This window comes from Micromonospora rubida (assembly GCF_009908295.1).
GTDB lineage: Bacteria > Actinomycetota > Actinomycetes > Mycobacteriales > Micromonosporaceae > Micromonospora > Micromonospora rubida.
Genome location: NZ_JAAALO010000005.1, coordinates 32,791 through 51,227, shown reverse-complemented (window position 1 = coordinate 51,227; position 18,437 = coordinate 32,791). Strand labels below are relative to the sequence as shown.

Annotated in this window: 16 protein-coding genes and 2 pseudogenes; 8 read left to right on the top strand and 10 right to left on the bottom strand. The window is 73.8% G+C overall.

Annotation, left to right across the window (positions count from 1 at the left end):
* Positions 1–47: 47 nt before the first annotated feature.
* Positions 48–626 (top strand): hypothetical protein, encoded by a 579-nt coding sequence (locus GVV04_RS19495; RefSeq protein ID WP_161689525.1) that lies wholly within the window; start codon positions 48–50, stop codon positions 624–626.
* A 135-nt stretch (positions 627–761) separates the two neighbouring features.
* On the opposite strand, the gene GVV04_RS19490 is transcribed toward GVV04_RS19495, so the two are convergent.
* From GVV04_RS19490 to GVV04_RS19475, 4 genes are read right to left on the bottom strand one after another with little or no spacing between them, the layout of a single operon-like run.
* Positions 762–1,472, bottom strand: a complete 711-nt coding sequence (locus tag GVV04_RS19490; RefSeq protein ID WP_161689524.1) for an ABC transporter permease subunit — start codon at positions 1,470–1,472, stop codon at positions 762–764.
* 4 nt (positions 1,473–1,476) lie between these two features.
* Positions 1,477–2,436 (bottom strand): ABC transporter ATP-binding protein, encoded by a 960-nt coding sequence (locus GVV04_RS19485; RefSeq protein WP_161689523.1) that lies wholly within the window; start codon positions 2,434–2,436, stop codon positions 1,477–1,479.
* Positions 2,433–3,308 carry an ABC transporter permease gene (locus GVV04_RS19480; protein WP_161689522.1) on the bottom strand — a complete coding sequence of 292 codons (876 nt, stop codon included), beginning with the start codon at positions 3,306–3,308 and terminating at the stop codon, positions 2,433–2,435. Before GVV04_RS19480 ends, GVV04_RS19485 begins: the two co-directional genes overlap by 4 nt.
* The gene (locus GVV04_RS19475) at positions 3,301–4,215 is read right to left on the bottom strand and encodes an ABC transporter ATP-binding protein (protein ID WP_161689521.1); all 915 of its coding nucleotides are present in this window, start codon (positions 4,213–4,215) and stop codon (positions 3,301–3,303) included. The genes GVV04_RS19480 and GVV04_RS19475 overlap by 8 nt, the downstream gene beginning before the upstream one ends.
* Before the next feature lie 500 nt (positions 4,216–4,715).
* Between GVV04_RS19475 and GVV04_RS19470 the strand changes: the two genes are divergently transcribed.
* The 5 genes and pseudogenes from GVV04_RS19470 to GVV04_RS19450 all read left to right on the top strand — a co-directional run bounded on the left by GVV04_RS19470 (position 4,716) and on the right by GVV04_RS19450 (position 10,091).
* Complete coding sequence (locus GVV04_RS19470; protein WP_161689520.1) at positions 4,716–5,144, top strand: DUF2267 domain-containing protein; 429 nt, start codon at positions 4,716–4,718, stop codon at positions 5,142–5,144.
* Positions 5,145–5,880: 736 nt separating this feature from the next.
* Positions 5,881–6,054: pseudogene (locus GVV04_RS19465) on the top strand (sigma factor-like helix-turn-helix DNA-binding protein); the annotation flags it as partial.
* A 179-nt stretch (positions 6,055–6,233) separates the two neighbouring features.
* A complete protein-coding gene (locus GVV04_RS19460; RefSeq protein ID WP_161689518.1) occupies positions 6,234–8,078 on the top strand; it encodes a RiPP maturation radical SAM C-methyltransferase in 1,845 nt (614 codons plus the stop codon).
* Entirely contained in the window at positions 8,075–8,644 is a 570-nt protein-coding gene (locus GVV04_RS19455; protein ID WP_161689517.1) for a DUF5825 family protein, read from the top strand. Before GVV04_RS19460 ends, GVV04_RS19455 begins: the two co-directional genes overlap by 4 nt.
* 19 nt (positions 8,645–8,663) lie before the next feature.
* Positions 8,664–10,091 (top strand): M28 family peptidase, encoded by a 1,428-nt coding sequence (locus GVV04_RS19450; RefSeq protein WP_201753822.1) that lies wholly within the window; start codon positions 8,664–8,666, stop codon positions 10,089–10,091.
* 81 nt (positions 10,092–10,172) lie between these two features.
* Here the strand turns inward: GVV04_RS19450 and GVV04_RS19445 are convergent, their stop codons facing one another.
* Positions 10,173–10,841 carry a sulfotransferase family protein gene (locus GVV04_RS19445; protein ID WP_161689516.1) on the bottom strand — a complete coding sequence of 223 codons (669 nt, stop codon included), beginning with the start codon at positions 10,839–10,841 and terminating at the stop codon, positions 10,173–10,175.
* A 113-nt stretch (positions 10,842–10,954) separates the two neighbouring features.
* On the opposite strand from GVV04_RS19445, the pseudogene GVV04_RS19440 reads away from it, so the two are divergent.
* Positions 10,955–11,191 (top strand): annotated as a pseudogene (locus GVV04_RS19440) (hypothetical protein); the annotation flags it as partial.
* A gap of 12 nt (positions 11,192–11,203) precedes the next feature.
* A complete protein-coding gene (locus tag GVV04_RS19435; protein WP_161689514.1) occupies positions 11,204–12,532 on the top strand; it encodes a cupin domain-containing protein in 1,329 nt (442 codons plus the stop codon).
* Positions 12,533–12,639: 107 nt separating this feature from the next.
* Here the strand turns inward: GVV04_RS19435 and GVV04_RS19430 are convergent, their stop codons facing one another.
* The 5 genes from GVV04_RS19430 to GVV04_RS19405 all read right to left on the bottom strand — a co-directional run bounded on the left by GVV04_RS19430 (position 12,640) and on the right by GVV04_RS19405 (position 18,384).
* Positions 12,640–13,305: a hypothetical protein gene (locus GVV04_RS19430; protein ID WP_161689513.1), complete on the bottom strand. Its 666-nt coding sequence runs from the start codon at positions 13,303–13,305 to the stop codon at positions 12,640–12,642.
* Positions 13,302–15,986 (bottom strand): FtsK/SpoIIIE domain-containing protein, encoded by a 2,685-nt coding sequence (locus tag GVV04_RS19425; protein ID WP_161689512.1) that lies wholly within the window; start codon positions 15,984–15,986, stop codon positions 13,302–13,304. The genes GVV04_RS19430 and GVV04_RS19425 overlap by 4 nt, the downstream gene beginning before the upstream one ends.
* Positions 15,979–17,019, bottom strand: a complete 1,041-nt coding sequence (locus GVV04_RS19420; protein ID WP_235966471.1) for a hypothetical protein — start codon at positions 17,017–17,019, stop codon at positions 15,979–15,981. The genes GVV04_RS19425 and GVV04_RS19420 overlap by 8 nt, the downstream gene beginning before the upstream one ends.
* A gap of 8 nt (positions 17,020–17,027) precedes the next feature.
* A complete protein-coding gene (locus GVV04_RS19415; RefSeq protein ID WP_074473389.1) occupies positions 17,028–17,288 on the bottom strand; it encodes a hypothetical protein in 261 nt (86 codons plus the stop codon).
* A gap of 712 nt (positions 17,289–18,000) precedes the next feature.
* The gene (locus GVV04_RS19405) at positions 18,001–18,384 is read right to left on the bottom strand and encodes a hypothetical protein (protein ID WP_161689510.1); all 384 of its coding nucleotides are present in this window, start codon (positions 18,382–18,384) and stop codon (positions 18,001–18,003) included.
* Between the last annotated feature and the right edge of the window lie 53 nt (positions 18,385–18,437).

Genomic DNA, 18,437 nt, shown 5'->3' with positions numbered 1-18,437 from the left:
GCGGTCGCAGCGCTGACCCGGGCCTGTCGTCCTCGGGAGGTCGTCCTGTGCGTGTTCTGCCGCCGCTGCCCGGATGCGGGGAACCAGCCACCGTCCGGATCGAGGTGTACGGGGGAGACAGCCTCGACGCCGCCGCGTACGCGTGCGCCGAGCACGTGATCGCGTTCGTCGCGACGATCGAGGCCGCCGGGTGGTCCGCCCATCCGGTGGCGCGCGTCCCCGAACTGGGCCGACCCTGCGGGCACGTCTACCGGTACCCGACCGGTGGGCTGGCCGACCCGCCCGGCGACGCCCACCCCCGCTGGTGCGACCGGGACGGCTGCACCGCCCGGCGGCGGCACCGCTCGGTGCGCCTCCCGCTGACCCCACGGTCGCCCGAGCCGTTGAGTGCGCTGGCCGGGGAGGCCCGCGCCGACGTGGCGTTGGCGCAGGCGCTCGTGTCCGGCGCGGAGCCGGTGCTCGTGTTCGCCGTCGGCGGGGCGGAGCCCGGTGAGCTGATGCTCACCCTCAACCAGGGGCTGGTGCTGTCGTACCGGCTCCGCCGCCTGCTCGACCTCGCTGGCGCGGCCCCCGCCCGCCGCCCCCACCCCGGCTCTCGCCCGCGCAACCGTCGTAGCTGCCCCTGATCACTGGGCGTTCACGGCCACGGAGGTGTTGATCAAGAGATTTGCGTCCTTGTAAGCGTTCCCGGGGACGCAAAGCTCTTGACCAACCGGCTGAGGCCCGCGTTTCCGAGCGGCGGCCCTACCGTCGCTGCGGGGTCAGCTCGTCTCGCCGGCCACGCTGAACGAGCGGAGCCGGTCGATCGCCAGCACGGTGAAGCCCACGCTGATCAGCGCGCTCATCACCGCCGCCACCGGCACCGACACGTCGCCCTGCAAAAGCCCCGTGGGGGCGATCCGGTCGGCGAGGGCGATCACGTACTGCTGGATGGAGAGCACCCTGGTGCCGCTGACGACGCTGCCGAGCAGCCCCTCCCAGATCAGCACGTAGACCAGGCCGAGCAGCACCGGCCGGCGGGTGAGCAGGCTGAGGGCCAGGAACAGCGCCGAGTACGCCAGCGCGCCGACCGCCGACGCGGCGGCGAGGGCCAGGCCGAGACGTACGGAGTCGGCCAGCACGCCGGCGACGCAGAGCGGGACGGCGACGGTGACCGCGGTGACGCCGGCGGCCACCGCCAGCTTGGGCAGCACGATCTGCCAGCGCGGCAGCGGCTTGGTCAGGATGTGCACGACGGTGCCGTCATCGATCTCGGCCCCCAGCACGCCGGTGCCGACGATCAGGGCGACGACCGGGAGCACCACGGCCAGGCCGAGACCGACCAGCACCGGCGGGCCCCACTCGCCCGGTTCTACCCCGAGTGACCGGGACAGCACAGCCAACAGCACCAGTATCGCGGGCAGCGGCAGCAGCAGAAGGAACCGGCGACGCCCGAACAGCCCCCGCAGGGTGATCCAGGAAACGGTAGACATGGGTTCAGGCCTCCACCAGGTAGGAGAAGACGCTCTCCAGGGACTCGTCCTGGGGCACCAGTTGCCGCACCCGGATGCCCTCCCTCAGAGCGATCTTCGGCAGGACGCGGGTGAACGCGCCGTAGTCGCCGGCGCGCACGGTCAACCCGGCGCGGTCCAGCTCGACACCCGTCACCGACGCTTCGGCCATCAGTGCCACGGCGAGCGCCCGGTCGTCGGTGGAGTGCACGGTGAAGACGTGCGGCCGATTGGTCATCAGCCGGCGGATGGTGCGGAAGTCGCCGGAGGCGGCCAGCCGGCCGGCGACCATCACCTGGACGGTGCCGGAGACCTGCTCGACCTCCTCCAGGATGTGCGAGCTGAAGAGAATGGTGCGGCCGGCGTCGCCGAGGCGGTGCAGCAGCTCCATCATGTGCAGCCGCTGGCGCGGGTCCATCCCGTTGAACGGCTCGTCGAGCAGCAGCACCTGCGGCTCGTGCACCAGCGCGGCGGCCACCCTGGCACGCTGCCGCATGCCCTTCGAGTACGTGCCGATCCGGCGGTCCTGCGCGCCCTCCATCTCCACCAGGGCGATCGCCCGGCGGGCCGCCGCCGCCGGGTCCGGCAGCCCGTGCAGCTTCGCGCTGGCCAGCACGAACTCGTACGCGGTGAGGAAGGTGTGCACCGCCTCCCGCTCGCTGACCAGGCCGAGCCGGCGGTAGACCTCGGGGTTGCGCCAGGTGGGCCGACCGTCGAGAGTGACTCCCCCGCGCGAGGGGGCCAGGAAGCCCGCCATCATGTGCAGCAGGGTCGTCTTGCCGGCGCCGTTCGGGCCGAGCAACCCGGTGACCCCGGGGCCGAGGCTCATGCTGACGTCGTTGACCGCCACCACGTTGCCGTACCAGCGGGAGACGCCCGCGAGGTCGAGGGTGCTGGCGGCGGCGGTGGGTGTCCCCGTCGCCTGGTCGGCGCTGATCGTGGTCATCGGGCGGCCACCTTCCGGTATCGCTGCAGCAGCAGGGCGACGCAGCCGGCCACGAGCAGCACGGCGGCGACCGCGTAGACGGGACCGAAACCGCCGATCGGAACCGAGGCCTGGGGCCCCAGCAGGTCACCGAGTGCCCAGGCGCCCACGCTGCCCACCAGCGTCGACGGCGAGGCGAGGAAGGCCAGCTCGTTGATCGTCTGGGAGGGCATGATCGACAGGACGCCGACGATCGGCGTGGTCATCAGGAACACGGCCACGATCCCGCCGGCCGCGAACGCCCGCTTTCCGGTGAGGGAGGCGACCAGCAGGCCGACCGAGGCGAAGACCGCCGCCCAGAGCCCGGCGTAGAGCAGGCCCGGCAGCAGGTCGAGCAGCTCGTTCCAGACCCCGCGCATGCCGTCACCGCCGGTGAAGGCGGCACCCAGGAACATCACGAGCTGCGGCCCGCCGAGCAGCAACCAGAGCGCGGTCGCCAGCGCCAGCAGCTTGGCCACCGGGTAGTCCGAGCGTGGCAGCGGCCGGGAGAAGTAGAGCGGCAGCACCCCGCTGAGCAGGTCACGGGAGACCAGCTCGGGCGCGACCACCGCGACGAAGAAGATGACCAGCCAGCTCATGTTGTCGGCGAACTGGGCGTACGTCATCACCACCTCGCCGATCTGGCTGCGCACCGCGGTGGCGGCGGCGGCGACCAGCGTGACGATGCCGACCACCAGCCAGGGGAAGATCTTGGCCTTCGCGCTGCGTCCCAGCCCGAACGCCGTCCGCAGGCCGTGCAGGTAGAGCGCGCCGAAGACGGCCCGGCGGCCCAGCCGGGGGCCGGTGTACCGCTGGTAGCCGATGTCGTGGATGACGCCGGTCGGCTCAGGCATGGCTGGGCTCCCTCGTGGCGAAGAGTTCGGCCACCCGGTGCCGGCGCTGGTCCAGCCGGTGCAGCGGCAGGTCCAGCTCGGCGACCGCGCCGAGAATGAGGTCGTAGGTGGCGTCGTCGACGAGCTCGACGAGCAGCAGCCGGCCGTCCCGGCGGACCGGCAGGTCGAGCGCGGCCAGCCGCGCGGCCAGGTCCTCGATGCCCTCGCTGACCTCGACGGCGAGCACGTCGATGGCGGACGTCATGGCGGAGATGTGGTCGGCGCGCAGCAGCCGCCCGCCGTCGATGGCGACGAGGGTGTCACAGATCCGTTCCACCTCGCCCAGCAGGTGCGAACAGACCAGCACGGAGATGCCGAACTCGGTGCCGATGCGGTGCACCAGCGCCAGCATGGCGTCCCGGCCGGCCGGGTCGAGGCCGTTGGTCGGCTCGTCGAGCAGCAGCAGATCGGGGTCGTGCACGAGGGCCTGGGCGAGCTTGACCCGCTGCTTCATGCCCGTGGAGTAGCCGCCGACCGGGCGGTAGCGCTCCTCGTAGAGGCCGACGTGCCGCAGCGCCTCGGAGGCCCGCTCCCGGGCGACCGTGCGTGGCAGGCCGCTGACCCGGCCGAGGTGGGTGACCAGCTCCGCGGCGGAGAGGTCCGGTGGCAGGGCGTCGTGCTCGGGCATGTAGCCAACCCGGGCGCGGACCTGGGCGGAGTCGGTGGTCGGGTCGAGGCCGAGCACCCGGACCCGGCCGCTGGTCGGGGCGAGGAGGCCGAGCAGGATCTTGATCAGGGTCGACTTGCCGGCGCCGTTCGCGCCGACCAGCCCGATGATCCCCGGCTCGACCGCGACGGTCAGGTCGGCCAACGCCGTGACCCCACCCCCGTACGTCTTGGTCAGCGACTCGGTCGCGATGAGTGTCACGTCGTACAGCGTAGGGAGTGGGGGTCACCCAGGGTCGATGGCCCGCCCCCGGCGGGCCCCTGATTTTCCTGGCCGGGTTCCCCTAAGGTCCCGGGGCCGCGCCGGCCGTTGTGCACATCCGGATCGGCGCGCAGTTCGCAGGCTGGGGCTCGATGCCGAGAGAACGTCCGCGGGGAAGTCACCCGGAAAGAGTGAGGCGGGGTCATCCTCGCCGGGCACAGCATGGACGTGTCCGTGGCCGGTCGGTGGGAGACGGGAGCGACGGCGCACACAGGTACGAAAGGTGCGGAGCATGACGGTTCGGGACACGGCGGGTCGGCGGCGTGGCGGCGTGCTGCACGTGGTCGGGTCACCCGGTGGCCTCCGCCCCGTGGGGGCGCGGCCGGGCCGGGTGGGCCTCACCTCGCAGTGGCGGGGCTCGTCCGGGCCGCCGCGCCGCGACGACGACCGACGGTGGCACGACGACCTACGGTGGCACGACGACCTACGGGGGTGGGCAGATGGCTGAGCAGTTGATCTCGGCGTTCGAGTCCTCGCTGGACAAGACCAACCTGATCCTCAAGGACATCGAGGCGGCGTACGGCTGGCCGAAGGCGCAACGCAACCAGTCGTACGCGGCGCTGCGCACGGTGCTGCACCTGCTGCGCGACCGGCTGCCGGTGCAGGAGAGCGTGGAGTTCTCCGCGCAGCTTCCCGTGCTGCTGCGGGGGATCTACTTCGACGGCTGGCAGCCGCAGGATGTGCCGATCAAGCTGAACCGGGACGACTTCCTCTACGAGGTCCGCCAGGGCTTCCCGTACGACGTGGAGGGCGGCCCGGAGCGGGTGGTCCAGGTGGTGCTGGACACCCTGCGCCGGCACGTCACCCAGGGGGAGTGGCAGGACGTCAAGTCCGCCATGCCCCGGGACCTGGGCCGGATGATTCCCTGAGTCGTCGCCGTGAGGCGTGGAAGCCCGACGCCCGACGCTGGGCGCGTCGGCCGGCCGACCCCAGGGACGGCCGGCCGACGCGTGTCCGCCGGTCCTCAACCATGTTGCCTTCTCCCGCAAAGGCCCGGGAGGTCGCCGCTTCGCCGCCCCATGCCGTGCCCGTGCCCGTGCCCGTGCCGTGCCCGTGCCGTGCCCGTGCCGTCCCGTGCCCGTGCCGTGCCCGTGCCGTCCCGTGCCCGTGCCGTCCCCTCCCGGACACCGGGGCAGTCGGGTGGCGGCCTGACGATTGCGACCCCGCATCCGGTCGGGGACCTGTCCTTCGGCCCTACGGAGCTGCCCCGTCCACGCTCCCGCTTCATCGGTAGCACAAACGGGGCAGCTCTGTAGGAGCCAACAGAGGGTAGGCCGACCCGGCCGGGGGCCCTGGTGCCCTGGGTGCCGCAGAGCGATGGGGCGGCTCATGCACCCGGTTCACGGGCTGCCGACGAAAATGGCGAAAAAAGGGCCACTGCGTTACTTTCGGCACGTCGCGAAATGCTCGCCGCTCGGTATTGCTATCGAGCAGGTTGTATCTACACTTCACAGTGTTGCGAGCGCCAGTCCACAAAGGACGGTTCATCCACGTCGTCCGCCAAGAGCCACACGCACGCCGCTCAGACAGCGGGTGGGGCGCTCGCGTTCACACCGTCAAGGGAACACGAGGAGGCACATTGCATGCAATGAATGACCTCGCGTGCAGGCGCTGCGGCGGCTCGGGCCCCGCGAGCGGGCCGTGCTGACGCTCCGCTTCCTGGCCGACCTCGGCGTCCAGCAGCCGGCTCGGAGGCTCGGCTGCACCCTGGGACCGGCGACGAGCCAGACCGTCCGCGCGCTGGCGGCGCTCCGCCAGGATCTGGCCCAACAATCTTGAACCCCCGGTCCTCACCGGATACGAGGAATGCCGGCAGGTGCTCGGGAACACCGGGCATTTCGGGTCCGACTTCCTCGCCGTCGGCCAAGGCGTCACGGTACGAGCGGACAGCCACCCTGCGCGGGCTCGCAGCCCTGCCCGTACAGGTCATCTAGAGCCGAACAGGCGGTACCGGTCTCATGAAAATCGTTCTCACGGCCATGCCGTGGCACGGACTGCAGACGGCGTCGCTGCCGGTCGGGATCCTCAAGGCATGCGCCGACCGCTGCCGGCGCCCGCACGAGGTGGTCGAGCACTACGCCAACCTCGGCTGGGCCGACCTGCTCGACGAGGAGAGCGACGGGGCGATCACTCCCGACGACTACGCGTACATCGCCAATGTCGGGGTCTGGCACTCCATCGGCGAGTGGGTCTTCGCCAGCGCCCTCTACGAGGACCCCTCCTGGCGAACCGACGAGTTCCTCGCCTATCTGGCCGACCGCCGGATCGACCCCGGCAAGGCGCTGGTCATGCGGCCGTACGCCGACAAGTTCATCGACATGACCGTGGACCATCTGCTCGGACTCGACCCCGACCTGGTCGGCTTCACCACGACCTTCTCACAGAACACCGCGTCGCTGGCCGTCGCGCGACGGCTCAAGCGGCGGCGCCCGTCGCTGCCGGTCGTTATCGGCGGCGGCAACTGCGAGGGGCCGATGGGACCGGCGATGAGCGAGCACTTCCCGTACCTCGACTACGTCGTCAGCGGGGAGGGCGAGAACGCCTTCGTGGCCCTTGTCGACGCGCTCGACGAGGGCGGCGACCTCGCCAAGGTCCCGGGCCTCATCTGGCGCACCGCCGACGGCAACCAACGGCGGAATCCGCCCGCCTCGATGATCCCCATGACCCGGGTGCCCCGCCCCGACTACGACGGCTGGCAGTCCGCCTTCGCCGCCAGCCGCGCCGCCCGTACGGTGACCCCGGAGCTGACCCTTGAGGCGGCGCGCGGCTGCTGGTGGGGCGAGAAGCACCACTGCACGTTCTGCGGTCTCAACGGGACCACCATGGTGTTCCGGGCCAAGCCGGCCAGCGACTTCCTCGCCGACCTGACCGACATGGTCGCTCGGCACCGGATCCTCGACGTGGTCATGGTCGACAACATCATGAGCAACGACTATTTCCGGGAGCTGCTGCCGGTGCTGCGCGACCGCGACTGGGACGTGACCATCCGCTACGAGGTGAAGGCGAACCTGCGTGCCGATCAACTGGCCGCCCTCGCCGACGCCGGCGTGCGCCACATCCAGCCGGGCATCGAGAGTCTCAGCAGCCATGTCCTGACGCTCATGGAGAAGGGCGTCCACGCGACCCAGAACATTCAGGTGCTCCGGGATGCCGACGACTTCGGACTTACCGTCGACTGGAACATGCTCTACGGCTTCCCGGGGGAGAGCGACGAGGACTACCAGGTGGTCCTGTGGCAGCTTCCGGCGCTGGTCCACCTGCAGCCACCCGCCGGGATGACCCGCATTCTGCTTGAACGGTTCAGCCCGTACTTCGAGCGCCCCGAACTGGGCTTCGTGACACGACGGCCGGCCCGCCAGTATCGCCACGTCTACGCCCTCGCGCCGGAGCAACTCTACGACCTGGCCTACCAGTTCGAGGGCGACCGCAAGGGGCTGACCGGGGACCTGGAGAAGGAGCTGCGGCTGGCCGTCCGGGCATGGGGGGAGTCGAGCGGGACGAGCAGCCTGGTGCAGTCCACGACCGAGCACGGCCTGCTCATCGAGGACCGCCGGCACGGATGGCCGCAGGGCACATACCCGGTCAGCGATCCGCTCGCCGTCATCGCCCTCCAGTCGCTGCGGACCCCCCGATCCGAGGCGTCTCTGCTGGCGCGGCTGACGGTGCGGGGCGGAGAATCGGCGGCTCGGCGCGCCGTGGACTATTTGACCGAACGCGGACTCGTTTTCGCCGAGGGCGGCCGCCTGGTCGCGCTGCCGACAGCGGCCCGACCGCTGCGACCGGTGGCGGGAGTGGAGCTGTGACGGCGAGCGCCGCGCTGCCGGCCGAGTGGACCGTACCCGCCGGGCACGCCGTGACGGGAACGCTCGCGGCACACGGCCGGTTGGAGATCGGCGGCACGATCCGGATCGGGGACGACGAGAACGCGCTTCCGGCGCTCGCGCTGTTGCGCGAGGCGAGCGCGCTGGCGGCCGATGTCGGCTGGACCGCCGCCGTGGACGGGCCCGTACCGAGATGGCAGCTGACGCACCTGCCGCCGCCTCGGGACGTGTCCGGTGTGACGCCGGAAGACCTGGCCCGGTGGCGCGAGACGTTCCGGTTCGGGCTCTGCTACTACCGTCGCGGCCCTGGCTTCCTCACCGTGCACGACGGCCGACGGGGCGCGCCCACCCGCTCGACGATCGTCGATCCGGTCGCGGTCGCGGCCGTCGAGGCGCTGCGGACGCCGCGCCTCGTGGCCGATCTCGACCCCGCGCTGCGTGACGCGGTCGCCGGTCTCGCGGACCGCGGCCTCGTCCTCCGCATCGGTCGGTCGGCGATGACGTTGCCGTGGCGGCCGACCCGATGGCCCGTTCCCTGCATCCTGTGAACCCGGAGGCGAAGTGCGAGTGGCACGACTGATCAGAGCCCTGTCCATCAACGCGTTGGTGATGCTGGTGGCTGCGGGGGCGACCAGCACTGTGGTCCGCGCCGCCGAATCGGCGCCATATCCCCTGGCCGAGCGGCTCGCGTCGAGCCTGACCTCCGGCCGCCTCCACGCCCACCTGGCAGCGCTCCAGGCCATCGCCGACCACAGCGGCGGGAACCGCGGTTTCGACCGGCCGGGATTCGCCCGGTCGGCGGCCTATGTCGCCGCCCGGCTGCGCCTGGCCGGATATCAGGTCACGACGCAGACGGTGCCCTACACCAACTTCGAGGTGGCCGAGGAACGGCTCGTCGTGGACGGCAGCACAGCCGTTCCGGTGCTGATGACCCGCTTCACCCCGTCCACCCCGGCCGGCGGCGTCGACGCGCCGTTGGCCGCGCTGCCGACCGGCCGGACCGGCTGCGCCGCAGGCGACTACGACGGCGTGTCCGTCGCCGGTGCGGTGGTCGTGCTGGCCCGGGCGGCCTGCGGCTACGCGGTGCAGCAGCAGGTCGCCGCAGCCCTGGGAGCCCGGGCGGTGCTGCTCTACTACCCCGTGCCGGAGCCGGCGAACATCTACCGCTTCCTGGCCTTCGACCCCACCATGTTCACCATTGCGGTGGGCGGGATATCCCGGAAGGACGGCGAGGACCTCATCGGCCGGGCTGCGACCGGTGCCCGGGTACGCCTGACGCTGCGTGGATCCGCCCAGCCCCGGACGACCGTGAACCTCTTCGCCGAGACCGCGGGCGGCGACCCGGAAAACGTCGTCATGCTCGGCGCCCATGTGGACAGCGGCACCGAGGGCCCCGGCATCAACGACAACGGCACGGCGGCCGTCGCCGTGCTGCAGACCGCGCTCGCGATGGCGCCGTACCAGACGACCGTGCGGAACAAGGTGCGGTTCGCGTGGTGGGGCGCGGAGGAGTTGGGCAACGTCGGTTCCGCCTACTACGTGTCTCATCTCTCCGCCGCGGACCGGGCCCGCATCGCCGTGCTGCTCAACGGCGAGTTGCTCGCGTCGCCCAACGGCGGCCGGTTCGTCTGGGATGCGGGCAGCGGCGGCGGCCGGGTCGTCGCCGATCTGTTCGCCGGGTACTTCGAGCGCCAGAACCTGCCGTACGAGCGGCACCCCATCACCTCCATCGGGTCGGACCACCTCGAGTTCGCCGCGGCGGGCATCGCGGTCGGCGGGATCGACACCGGAACCCTGGGCGTGAAGACATCGGAGCAGCAGGCCCTCTACGGTGGCCAGGCCGGGCAGATGTTCGATCCGTGCTATCACCAGCCCTGCGACACCGTCGGCAATCTCGACTCGCCGGCGCTGGCGGCCAACGCGCCGTCCCTCGCCTGGGTCACGGGACGCCTGGCTACGTACGACGAGGACGTGCGGGCGGCACAGGCAGGCTAATCGGATTCATCTGGTGGCAGGCGCGAGACCATCGGCGAGTGACCGCAGCTCCCTTCGGGGGCGCTGCGGTCACGCCGCCCGCTATCGGCGCATCCCGCGCCTCGCCCACACGGTCAACGCGAGGGTGGCCGCGATGCCGGCCGCGACGGCGACCCGACGCCTGATCACCCGGTTCGTCGCCTTGCGTTGCCGGCGGCGGAAGCTGGCGCGGTCGTTCTCCACGGGAAACGGCTCGGTGGGCTCGGGCCGGCCGAGGAACGCGCACAGCGGTCCCCAGCCCTCGCGGACGTTGAAGATCAGCAGCCGCTCGGGAGGCACATACGCCCGGACCGCGTCGACGTGCCGCTGAAACGCCGCGAGCGCCTCCTCCCGGTTGGTGAACTGGCTGCCTTCCCGCTCGCTGAGCATCTGCTGCGCTTCCTCCACCAAGCTGTCGCTGGGCCTGGTGCGCCCCCACGTGAGCAGGCGGACGAGGCCCGGCGGAGCGGGCGTGTGCTTGATCGTGCTCGCCGTGCTGTCGTACCAGCTCTGCGGGTCGCGGACGGTGAGGACCACCTTCGCCTCGGGGTACGCGTCGATGATCTGTCGCCAGAACGCCGTACCGGGCGAACCGACACTGGACCGGAAGCCGTCAAAGATCTGGTCCCAGTCGGCGGCCTCGAGATCTCGCCCGGCGGCGAGCCAGTCGGCGGCCCGCGCCGGGCCGGTCGGCGGGGCGGCCCCGCCGGCCGGGCCGGGCGAACCGGCCATGTCGACGGAACCCGCCGTCTACGGTGTGGTTAGAGAAGATCGCGCCGGGGGTACCACCGGCTGCACGACGGACCCCGCCGCACGGCGGGGCGGCACTTCCGAGGGAGCACCGAATGGCACTCAACGACGACGACATCCAGACGAGCGGCGGCGGCGGCGCGGAGGGTCCGGCCGACGGTGGTGCGACCCCGGGTCAGCACGACGGTGGTGCGGACGGCAGCGCGGAGGGTCCGGCCGACGGTGGTGCGACCCCGGGTCAGCACGACGGTGGTGCGGACGGCAGCGCCGAGGGTCCGGCCGACGGTGGTGCGACCCCCGGTCAGCACGACGGCGGCGCCGACGGCTCGGCCTGACGGAACGTCGTGACGATCATCGACCCGCCGGGCGGCCGCCACCGCCCGGCGGTTCCGTCCGCCGCCACCCGGGCGCTCGGCCGCTGCGCCTCCGCAGAGTCGGGCAGGTCCGCCGCCGACCGGGCGCTCGCCCGCTGCGCCGCCGTCGAGCCGGGCAAGTTCGCCGCCGCCCACTGGGGCCGGGCACCGCTGCTCTCCCGCGCCGCCGAGCTGCCCAACTCCGACGGCTTCACCGACCTGCTCAGCCCCGCCGACGCCGACGAGCTGCTCAGCCGCCGCGGCCTGCGTACCCCGTTCCTGCGGATCGCCAAGGACGGCCAGCTCGTGCCGGCGGCGCGTTACACCGGCGGCGGCGGCGCGGGCGCCGAGATCGGCGACCAGGTCCTCGACGAGCGGGTGCTGGAGTTGTACGCCTCCGGCGCCACCCTGGTGCTCCAGGGGCTGCACCGCACCTGGCCCGCCCTGGTCGACTTCGCCCGTGACCTCGGCACCGCCCTCGCCCAGCCGTTGCAGGTCAACGCCTATCTGACCCCGGCCGGCAGCCAGGGCTTCGCCACCCACTACGACACCCATGACGTCTTCGTCCTCCAGGTCGACGGGCGCAAGCACTGGCGCATCCACCCGCCGGTGCTGGCCGACCCGCTGGAGAAGCAGCCCTGGGGCGGTCGGGCCGACGAGGTCTCCGCCACCGCTCAGGGCCCCGCCGCGCTCGACGTGATCCTCGAACCGGGCGACGCGCTCTACCTGCCGCGCGGCTGGCTGCACAGCGCCCAGGCCCAGGAGTCCAGCTCGCTGCACCTGACCGTCGGCATCCGGGCGCTGACCCGGTACGCCATCGTCGAGGAGTTGCTCGCCCTGGCCGCCTCCGACGCCCGGCTGCGCGCCGGCCTGCCGTTCGGCACCGACGTGACCGACCCGGCCGCGATCGAGCCGGAGCTGACCGAGACCGTCGAGGCGCTGCGGGACTGGCTGCTGCGCGCCGACCCGGCCACCGTGGCGGACCGGCTGCGGGCCCGGGCCTGGCCGGCCGCCCGACCGGCGCCGATCCGCCCCCTGGCCCAGGCCGCCGCGCTGGCCGCCCTCGACGCCGACACCCGGCTCGCGCTCCGCCCGGGGCTGCGCTGGCAGCTCGAACCGGCCGGGGACGGCACGGTCGCGCTGCGGCTGTTCGACCGTACGCTCACCCTGCCCGCCCAGTGCGAGGCGGCGCTGCGCGCGCTGCTCACCGGCGCGGTGTCCCGGGTCGGTGACCTGCCCGGCCTCGACGACGACGCCGACCGAGTGGTCCTCGCCCGCCGCCTCCTGCGGGAGGCGGTCGCCATCCCCGCCGACCGGTAGGGGACGGGCCGCACCGGCTGGGTCGGGCGCGTCTGACCGGTCGACGGCGATCGCGCCTGCCTGCCGCCGGAGACGTGGCCGTGCGTCTCCGGCGCTTGGACACGGGGCTAGCGGGTGAGGACCAGGAGCACACCTGTGGTGACCAGGCCCGCCACCAGGACGACGGTGACCGGTCGGGGCGACAGGACCGCGTGCCGGCGGTCGGCGAGCCGCCTGGCCAGGGCCAGCCCGACCGGCGGGCCGAGCAGGGTCACCACCAGCGCCAGCACCGGCAGCCCCACCGCCAGGTCGCCGCCGTTGCGGGCGCCGAGCGCGCGGACGCCCGCGCCGAGGGCGGACATCAGCGCCGCGCCCAGCACGCCGCACAGCGCCAGCATCGGGTTCGCCGACGCGGGCAGCTCCCCGGGCTGCCGGGTCCGGTCCAGCAGCCCGCGCACCCCGTGCAGCAGCAACAGCGGGTCGCCCGACGCGTCCCGGGCCGGGCCGGGCGGGTCCCCGATACGGCGGGCGCCGACACCCAGCCGGGCCCGTAGCTGCTGCCACAGGTGGGCCGACTCGGCGTCCACCCGCTCCACCAGCTCCCGCGCGTCGACCGCCTCCCGCTCGGCGTACCGGAGCTGCTCGGTGGCCTCGGCGACGGCCCGCTCGGCGGCGGCGCACTGCTGCTCGTGCCAGGTGCGCGCCTCGGCCCGCTGGACGCGCACCCGGTCGGACAGCTCGGCCAGCCGGCGCACCTGCGCCGCGTACGTCTCGCTGGTCACCGGTTCGTTCATGCCGACGGTCCGTAGGGGATGATGACCTGGCCGGTGCGGTGCGCCGCCCGGTCGAAGAAAAGCCCCCGCCACGGCCGGGGGTACCAGTCCGGCCCCCCGCTGCCCGGGTACAGCGACGAGCCCAGCTCGGCGCCCTGCACGTCGAGGGCCACCCACGCGCCGATCTGGTCGGTGCGGGCGGCCGGCCCGCCGAGGTCCACCCGCATCCGGGCCACGCCGCGCCACCAGGCCAGCACGTGGGTACGCCGCTCCGGCCCGTCGTGCAGGATCCGGCGCAGCTGCTCCAGCCCGGTGCGCCCGCCGGCCCGTGCGGCCAGCCGGCCGGCCGCCGCGTCGACCGCGTACAACAGCAGGTAGTGCGGGGTGGCCGGGGTGCCCGGCCGGTCCAGGGCGGCGGAGGTCTCGGCCATCAGCTCCGGCAGGGTCTCGTCGTCGTACCAGGCGGCGTCGTCGGCGAGGTCGGCGTACAGCTCCCGGGCTGCCGGGTCGGCGTCCGGGTCGAGGCAGGCGATGGAGAACCGGGCCGTGCCGGGACGGTGCTGGCGGGCCAGGGACCGGGCTGCGGCGTCCAGCACCGCGCACGCCTCGTCGACCCGGGTGCCCAGCACCGCCAGGTTCCGCCCGGGAGCCCGGGGCAGTCGCAGCACCGCCGATCGGGCCTGCACGTCGATGATCTCCCCGAGCAGCGCGACCGGGCTGCGCGGCGCTCCGTCGCCCTCGGGCGGGTTCAGTGCCCGGAAGTCCGGGGCGTCGCGCAGCCGGGGGATCGCGTCACCGTCGAACAGCCGGGCCGGCTTCGCGTCCTGCGGGCGCATCCGCCACAGCCGGTGCTGCAACTCGCTCCAGGCATCCCAGTCGCTGGCCGACGGGATGCGGGCCACCTCGTTGCCCTCCGCCAGCCCCGACTCGGCGTTGACCACGGCGTGGTGGCGGGGCAGCGACTGGGCGGCGTCGTTGCGCTCGGCGAGGATGCGCAGCGCCTTGGGCAGCGCGATGCGCAGGGTGAACTGGGCGACCAGCGCCGGCCGCCCCCACAGCGCCTCGATGCCCCGCACGTCCTGCGACGCCAGCACCAGGTGGATGCCCTGGGAGCGGCCCCGGCGGGCCAGGTCCTCCAGCAGGTCGGCGGCCTCCCGGGCCACCACGTCCCGGCCGGCCAGCAGCGCCTGGAACTCGTCGACCACGGCGACGATCCGGGGCCAGTGCCCGGTCGGGTCCACCGCCCGCAGCTCGGCGAGCTTGGTGACCTCGTGCTTCTTCGCCGCGTCGGCCCGCCGGCGCAGCTCCTCGGCGAGGAAGCGCAGCAGGGCCAACCCGAACTCCCGGTCGGTGTTGACGTTGATCCCGACCAGCCGCATGTGCGGCAGCCAGCTCGGATCCCGTCGGCCCTGGGCGAACCGGGCGAAGGACACCCCCTCCTTGAAGTCGAGCAGATAGAACTCCAGCTCGGCGGGGGAGTACCGGGACGCCAGCGCGCCGATCCAGGCGAAGATCAGGTTGGTCTTGCCGGTGCCCGAGGGGCCGCCGATCAGCGCGTGCGGCGGGTAGTCGCCGAGGTTGAGCAGCACCGGCCGGCCGTGCGGGCCCTCGCCGATCGGTGCGGTCAGCCCGGCGGAGGAGTCCTCCCGCCACATCTGCTCCGGCGGCGGCAGCAGGTCGGTGAACGGGGCCGGCGGGGGGCCGGCGTTGACCCGGGCGGCGACCTGCCGGCAGGTCTCGGTGACCAGGGTTGCCGGCGGCGGCGGGTCCAGGGTCACCGGCAGGCCGGGCGGCCCGCCCACCCGGGCGCCGTCCGGGCCCACCACGATCCGGGTCACCGTGGGGTCGTCGGGCACCGGCACGCCCCGCATCACCAGATGCACCCCGCAGGCCGCGCCGGTGCGGACCACCCGGTCGAGCTGGCCGCGTTCGTGCCGGGACAGCTCGTCGCCGCCGAGCAGCACCGCCACCCGCCACGGCTCCGGGCGACGGCTGGTCGCGGCGGCCAGGTCGCGCAGCGAGCGGTACTCGCCGGCCAGCACCGTCTCGTTGATCCGGCGGATTTGCTCCACCAGGTCGTCCAGCAGCCGGCCCAGCCCGCCCGGCCCGACGAAGGTGAGCTGCCCGGCGGTGCCCAGCGGGGCGAACCCGGCCAGGCCCCCGCCGAGGTGCTCCGGGTCGTACCCGAACAGCCGCACCGCGCCCGGGTCGGCCCGGCCCAGGCTGCGCAGCAGCAGCGCCGGCACGACGGCGGCCCCGCCGTCGGCCTCGGCCCCGGTCAGGTGCACGTGCCCGGCGTCGAGCAGCGGCACCAGCGCCGGCACCGGCTCCGCGCCGGGGATGCGTACGGTGCCGACCCGGACCGCGCCGGGCTGCTCGCCGCGCCCGGCCGGCGTGACGGTCCACCGCGTCCAGTCGGCGGAGGCCGCGCCGGGGGCCTCCCGGCGGGCCGCGTCCACGGCCCGGTGGGCCAGCTCGGCGATCCGGGCGGCGTGCTGGGCGTCGATCTCGGCCAGCCGCCGGTCCCGCTGCGTCCCCACCCTCGCCGGCACGGCCGCGGCGGCGCGCTCGACCCGGGCCAGCCGGTCCCGGGCGGCGGCGAGTTCGGCGTCGGCGGCGGCGAGTCGGCCCCGGGTGGCGCCCAGCGCCTCGGAGAGCATGCCGCGCACCCGGGTCACCAGTTGGGTCCGTCGGTCAGCCATCGGAGTCCCGGCGGGCGGCAGTCCCGGCGGGCGGCGCGGGTGGGCGGCCCTGGGCGGCCCGGTCCCGCGCTGCGCGCTCCCGGGCGGCCCGGTCCCGCGTCGCCTGGTCCCAGACGTCCCGCTCGGCCTCGCGGCGCTTCTCCCGGGCGGGCTCGCCGGCCGCGTCGGGCTGCCCGGGGTCGCGGGGCAGATCCTTGCCGAGGCGGGCCAGCAGCACGGCGGTCGCCACGCCGGCGGTGACCGCCGGATCGGCGCTGTGCGGCTGCTCCTCGCCGCTGCCGCGCTGCGGCGGGGGCATCCGGCAGATCCTGGTCAGCAGCGTCTCCAGCGCCGGCGGGGGCAGCCCGGGGAGCAGGTCGCGGACCCGGCCCTCCAGCTCCCGGCGCAGCCGGGTCAGGTCGTCGGCGCGGGGCGGATGACCGAGCAGCTCGCCGGCCAGCTCGCGCAGCATCGGCGGGGCGATCGCGGCCAGGCCGAGGCCGACGTCGGCGTGCGCGCCGCGCAGCTCCCGGTGCAGCCGGTCCCGGTCGCCGGAACGGACCCCGTCGACCACCCGGCGCAGCAGCTCGCGGGAGTCGCGGACCTTCTCGTCCGGCGTGTCCGGCGCACCCTCCCGACCGCCGGTCAGCTCCGCCACCCGCACCGCCCACCAGCGGCGCAGCACCGGGTTGTCGTCCTGGGCGGGCGGCGGCTGCTGCTCCCCGGCGGCGGGCGGCCCCCCGCGCGGCGCGTCGTGCGTCTGCCGGTCGCCGGCCGGGCGGGCCGCGGGGGCGCCGTCGGGGGCCAGCCCGATCGCCGCCAGGTACGCCGACAGCTGCTCCTGCGCCACCCGCAGCGCGTGCCCGGCGGACTCGGCGTGCTCGGTGGCGGCGGACAGCTCTGGCACCCCCATCGGGTTGGCCGACTCCTGCCGTACCCAGCGCAGCCGCTCGGTGGCCTGGCCGAACTTCTCCAGCGCCAGGGCGAGCTGGGCGATCGGCAGATCCTCGGCGGCGGCCCGCACCTGCGCCCCGACGTCCTCGATGATGGACATGCCTGCCCCTACAGGGTCGAGACGTAGAGCTGTGCCTGCTCCACCGCGACGAGGGTCGCCGCGAGGCACTCCTCCAGCTCCTGGCTGGCCTGCGTCAGCGAGGCCTGCGCCGCCTCGACGGTCTCGTGCCCGCTGCCCTCCAGGGCCCCGGCCAGGGTCTGCTGCGCCTCGGCGAGCTTCTCGCCGGCGGCCTGCACGGCGCTCTGCCCGTCACCGATCTGTTGGAGGGCGACATCGATGGCTGCCTTCAGCTCGGCGACGCTCGCCACGTGGACCTCCTGGGGGCGGGGAGATCTCCATTACAACCCATCCCCGTCGGGGAGAGAACAACCGCCCTGTCAGTGTTGCTGCCCGTCGGTCCGCTTACCGCCCTGACGTGCGGGAAGTTCGCTCGGCGGGTCGGCAGCAGTCCCCTCCGTGGGTCGCCCAGTCCCATCAACCGGACCGGTGGCGGCGTTTGGTCCCCGTGGCCTCGGCGCCAGGCGGTCAGCCCTGCCGCGCGGAACGCCCGATGATCGTCGGCGAACTCGAAGCCGTACGTCCGCTCGATGCGATCGAACTCCGCATCCGTCAAGCCCGGCGCGCAGCGTCCGTTGCTCTCACCGACCTGGCCCTCCGCGGTCCGACGGAGACCTCAAGATTATTTCGGTCTTCGCCGGGTCGGCCCCTGCCGGGTCGGTCCACCCTCCGTCGGCCCCTTTGGAGCTGCCCCGTTTGTGCTACCGATGGAGTGGGCGCGTAAACGGGGCAGCTCCAAAGGGTCGACAGGCAGGTCCCGACCGGATGCGGCAGGCAATCGTCCGGCCGCCACCCGATTGCCCGGCGCACGGGGCGGCATGGGGCGCGCCCTGGCGGCGACCTCCTGAGTGAGGGAACAGCGCGGGACCGGCGATACCGAGACCATGTCAAATCCCGTGTGCCGGGCGGGCCTGAGTGAGGTAGAGCTGTTGGGAGGGAGAAACCCGGCCCAACGCCGAGCCGTCAGGCCCCGCCGCGCAGCCAGCGTGGGCCCTGCACCTCCGCGCCGAGGGCACCCACCCGGCCGCGCAGCTCCCGGTCGGCGGTGACCACCAGCCTGCGGCGGTCCGCGGCGGCGCCGACCAGCTCGACGATGGCGTCGTCGCCCGAGCCCGGCGCGGCCACCACCCGCACGCCGGGCACCGTCGGCACCCCCCGCGCCGCGCCCTCCACCACCAGCACCACCTCCGCGGGCCCGGGCAGCAGCGGCGGCAGGCCGACCTCGGCCACCGGGGTCAGGGCGTCGCGCAGCCGGGCGGCGGCGCCGGCCCGGTCCCGCCACCAGCCGTCGGGACGGGACCCCACGACGTTGGCGGCGTCCACGATCAGCAGCGGCCTCGTATCCATGCGCCCAGCCTGCCATCCGGGGGCGTTTGTCGCGCCGGCCGCCGGGTAGCCAC

Bases quoted from the DNA above. Each gene is read 5' to 3' on its own strand.
- GVV04_RS19485 (WP_161689523.1), bottom strand. From the start codon at position 2,436: ATGACCACGATCAGCGCCGACCAGGCGACGGGGACACCCACCGCCGCC.
- GVV04_RS19470 (WP_161689520.1), top strand. From the start codon at position 4,716: ATGGCTGAGCAGTTGATCTCGGCGTTCGAGTCCTCGCTGGACAAGACC.
- GVV04_RS19460 (WP_161689518.1), top strand. From the start codon at position 6,234: ATGAAAATCGTTCTCACGGCCATGCCGTGGCACGGACTGCAGACGGCG.
- GVV04_RS19430 (WP_161689513.1), bottom strand. From the start codon at position 13,305: ATGAACGAACCGGTGACCAGCGAGACGTACGCGGCGCAGGTGCGCCGG.
- GVV04_RS19490 (WP_161689524.1), bottom strand. From the start codon at position 1,472: ATGTCTACCGTTTCCTGGATCACCCTGCGGGGGCTGTTCGGGCGTCGC.
- GVV04_RS19420 (WP_235966471.1), bottom strand. From the start codon at position 17,019: ATGTCCATCATCGAGGACGTCGGGGCGCAGGTGCGGGCCGCCGCCGAG.
- GVV04_RS19425 (WP_161689512.1), bottom strand. From the start codon at position 15,986: ATGGCTGACCGACGGACCCAACTGGTGACCCGGGTGCGCGGCATGCTC.
- GVV04_RS19480 (WP_161689522.1), bottom strand. From the start codon at position 3,308: ATGCCTGAGCCGACCGGCGTCATCCACGACATCGGCTACCAGCGGTAC.
- GVV04_RS19405 (WP_161689510.1), bottom strand. From the start codon at position 18,384: ATGGATACGAGGCCGCTGCTGATCGTGGACGCCGCCAACGTCGTGGGG.
- GVV04_RS19445 (WP_161689516.1), bottom strand. From the start codon at position 10,841: ATGGCCGGTTCGCCCGGCCCGGCCGGCGGGGCCGCCCCGCCGACCGGC.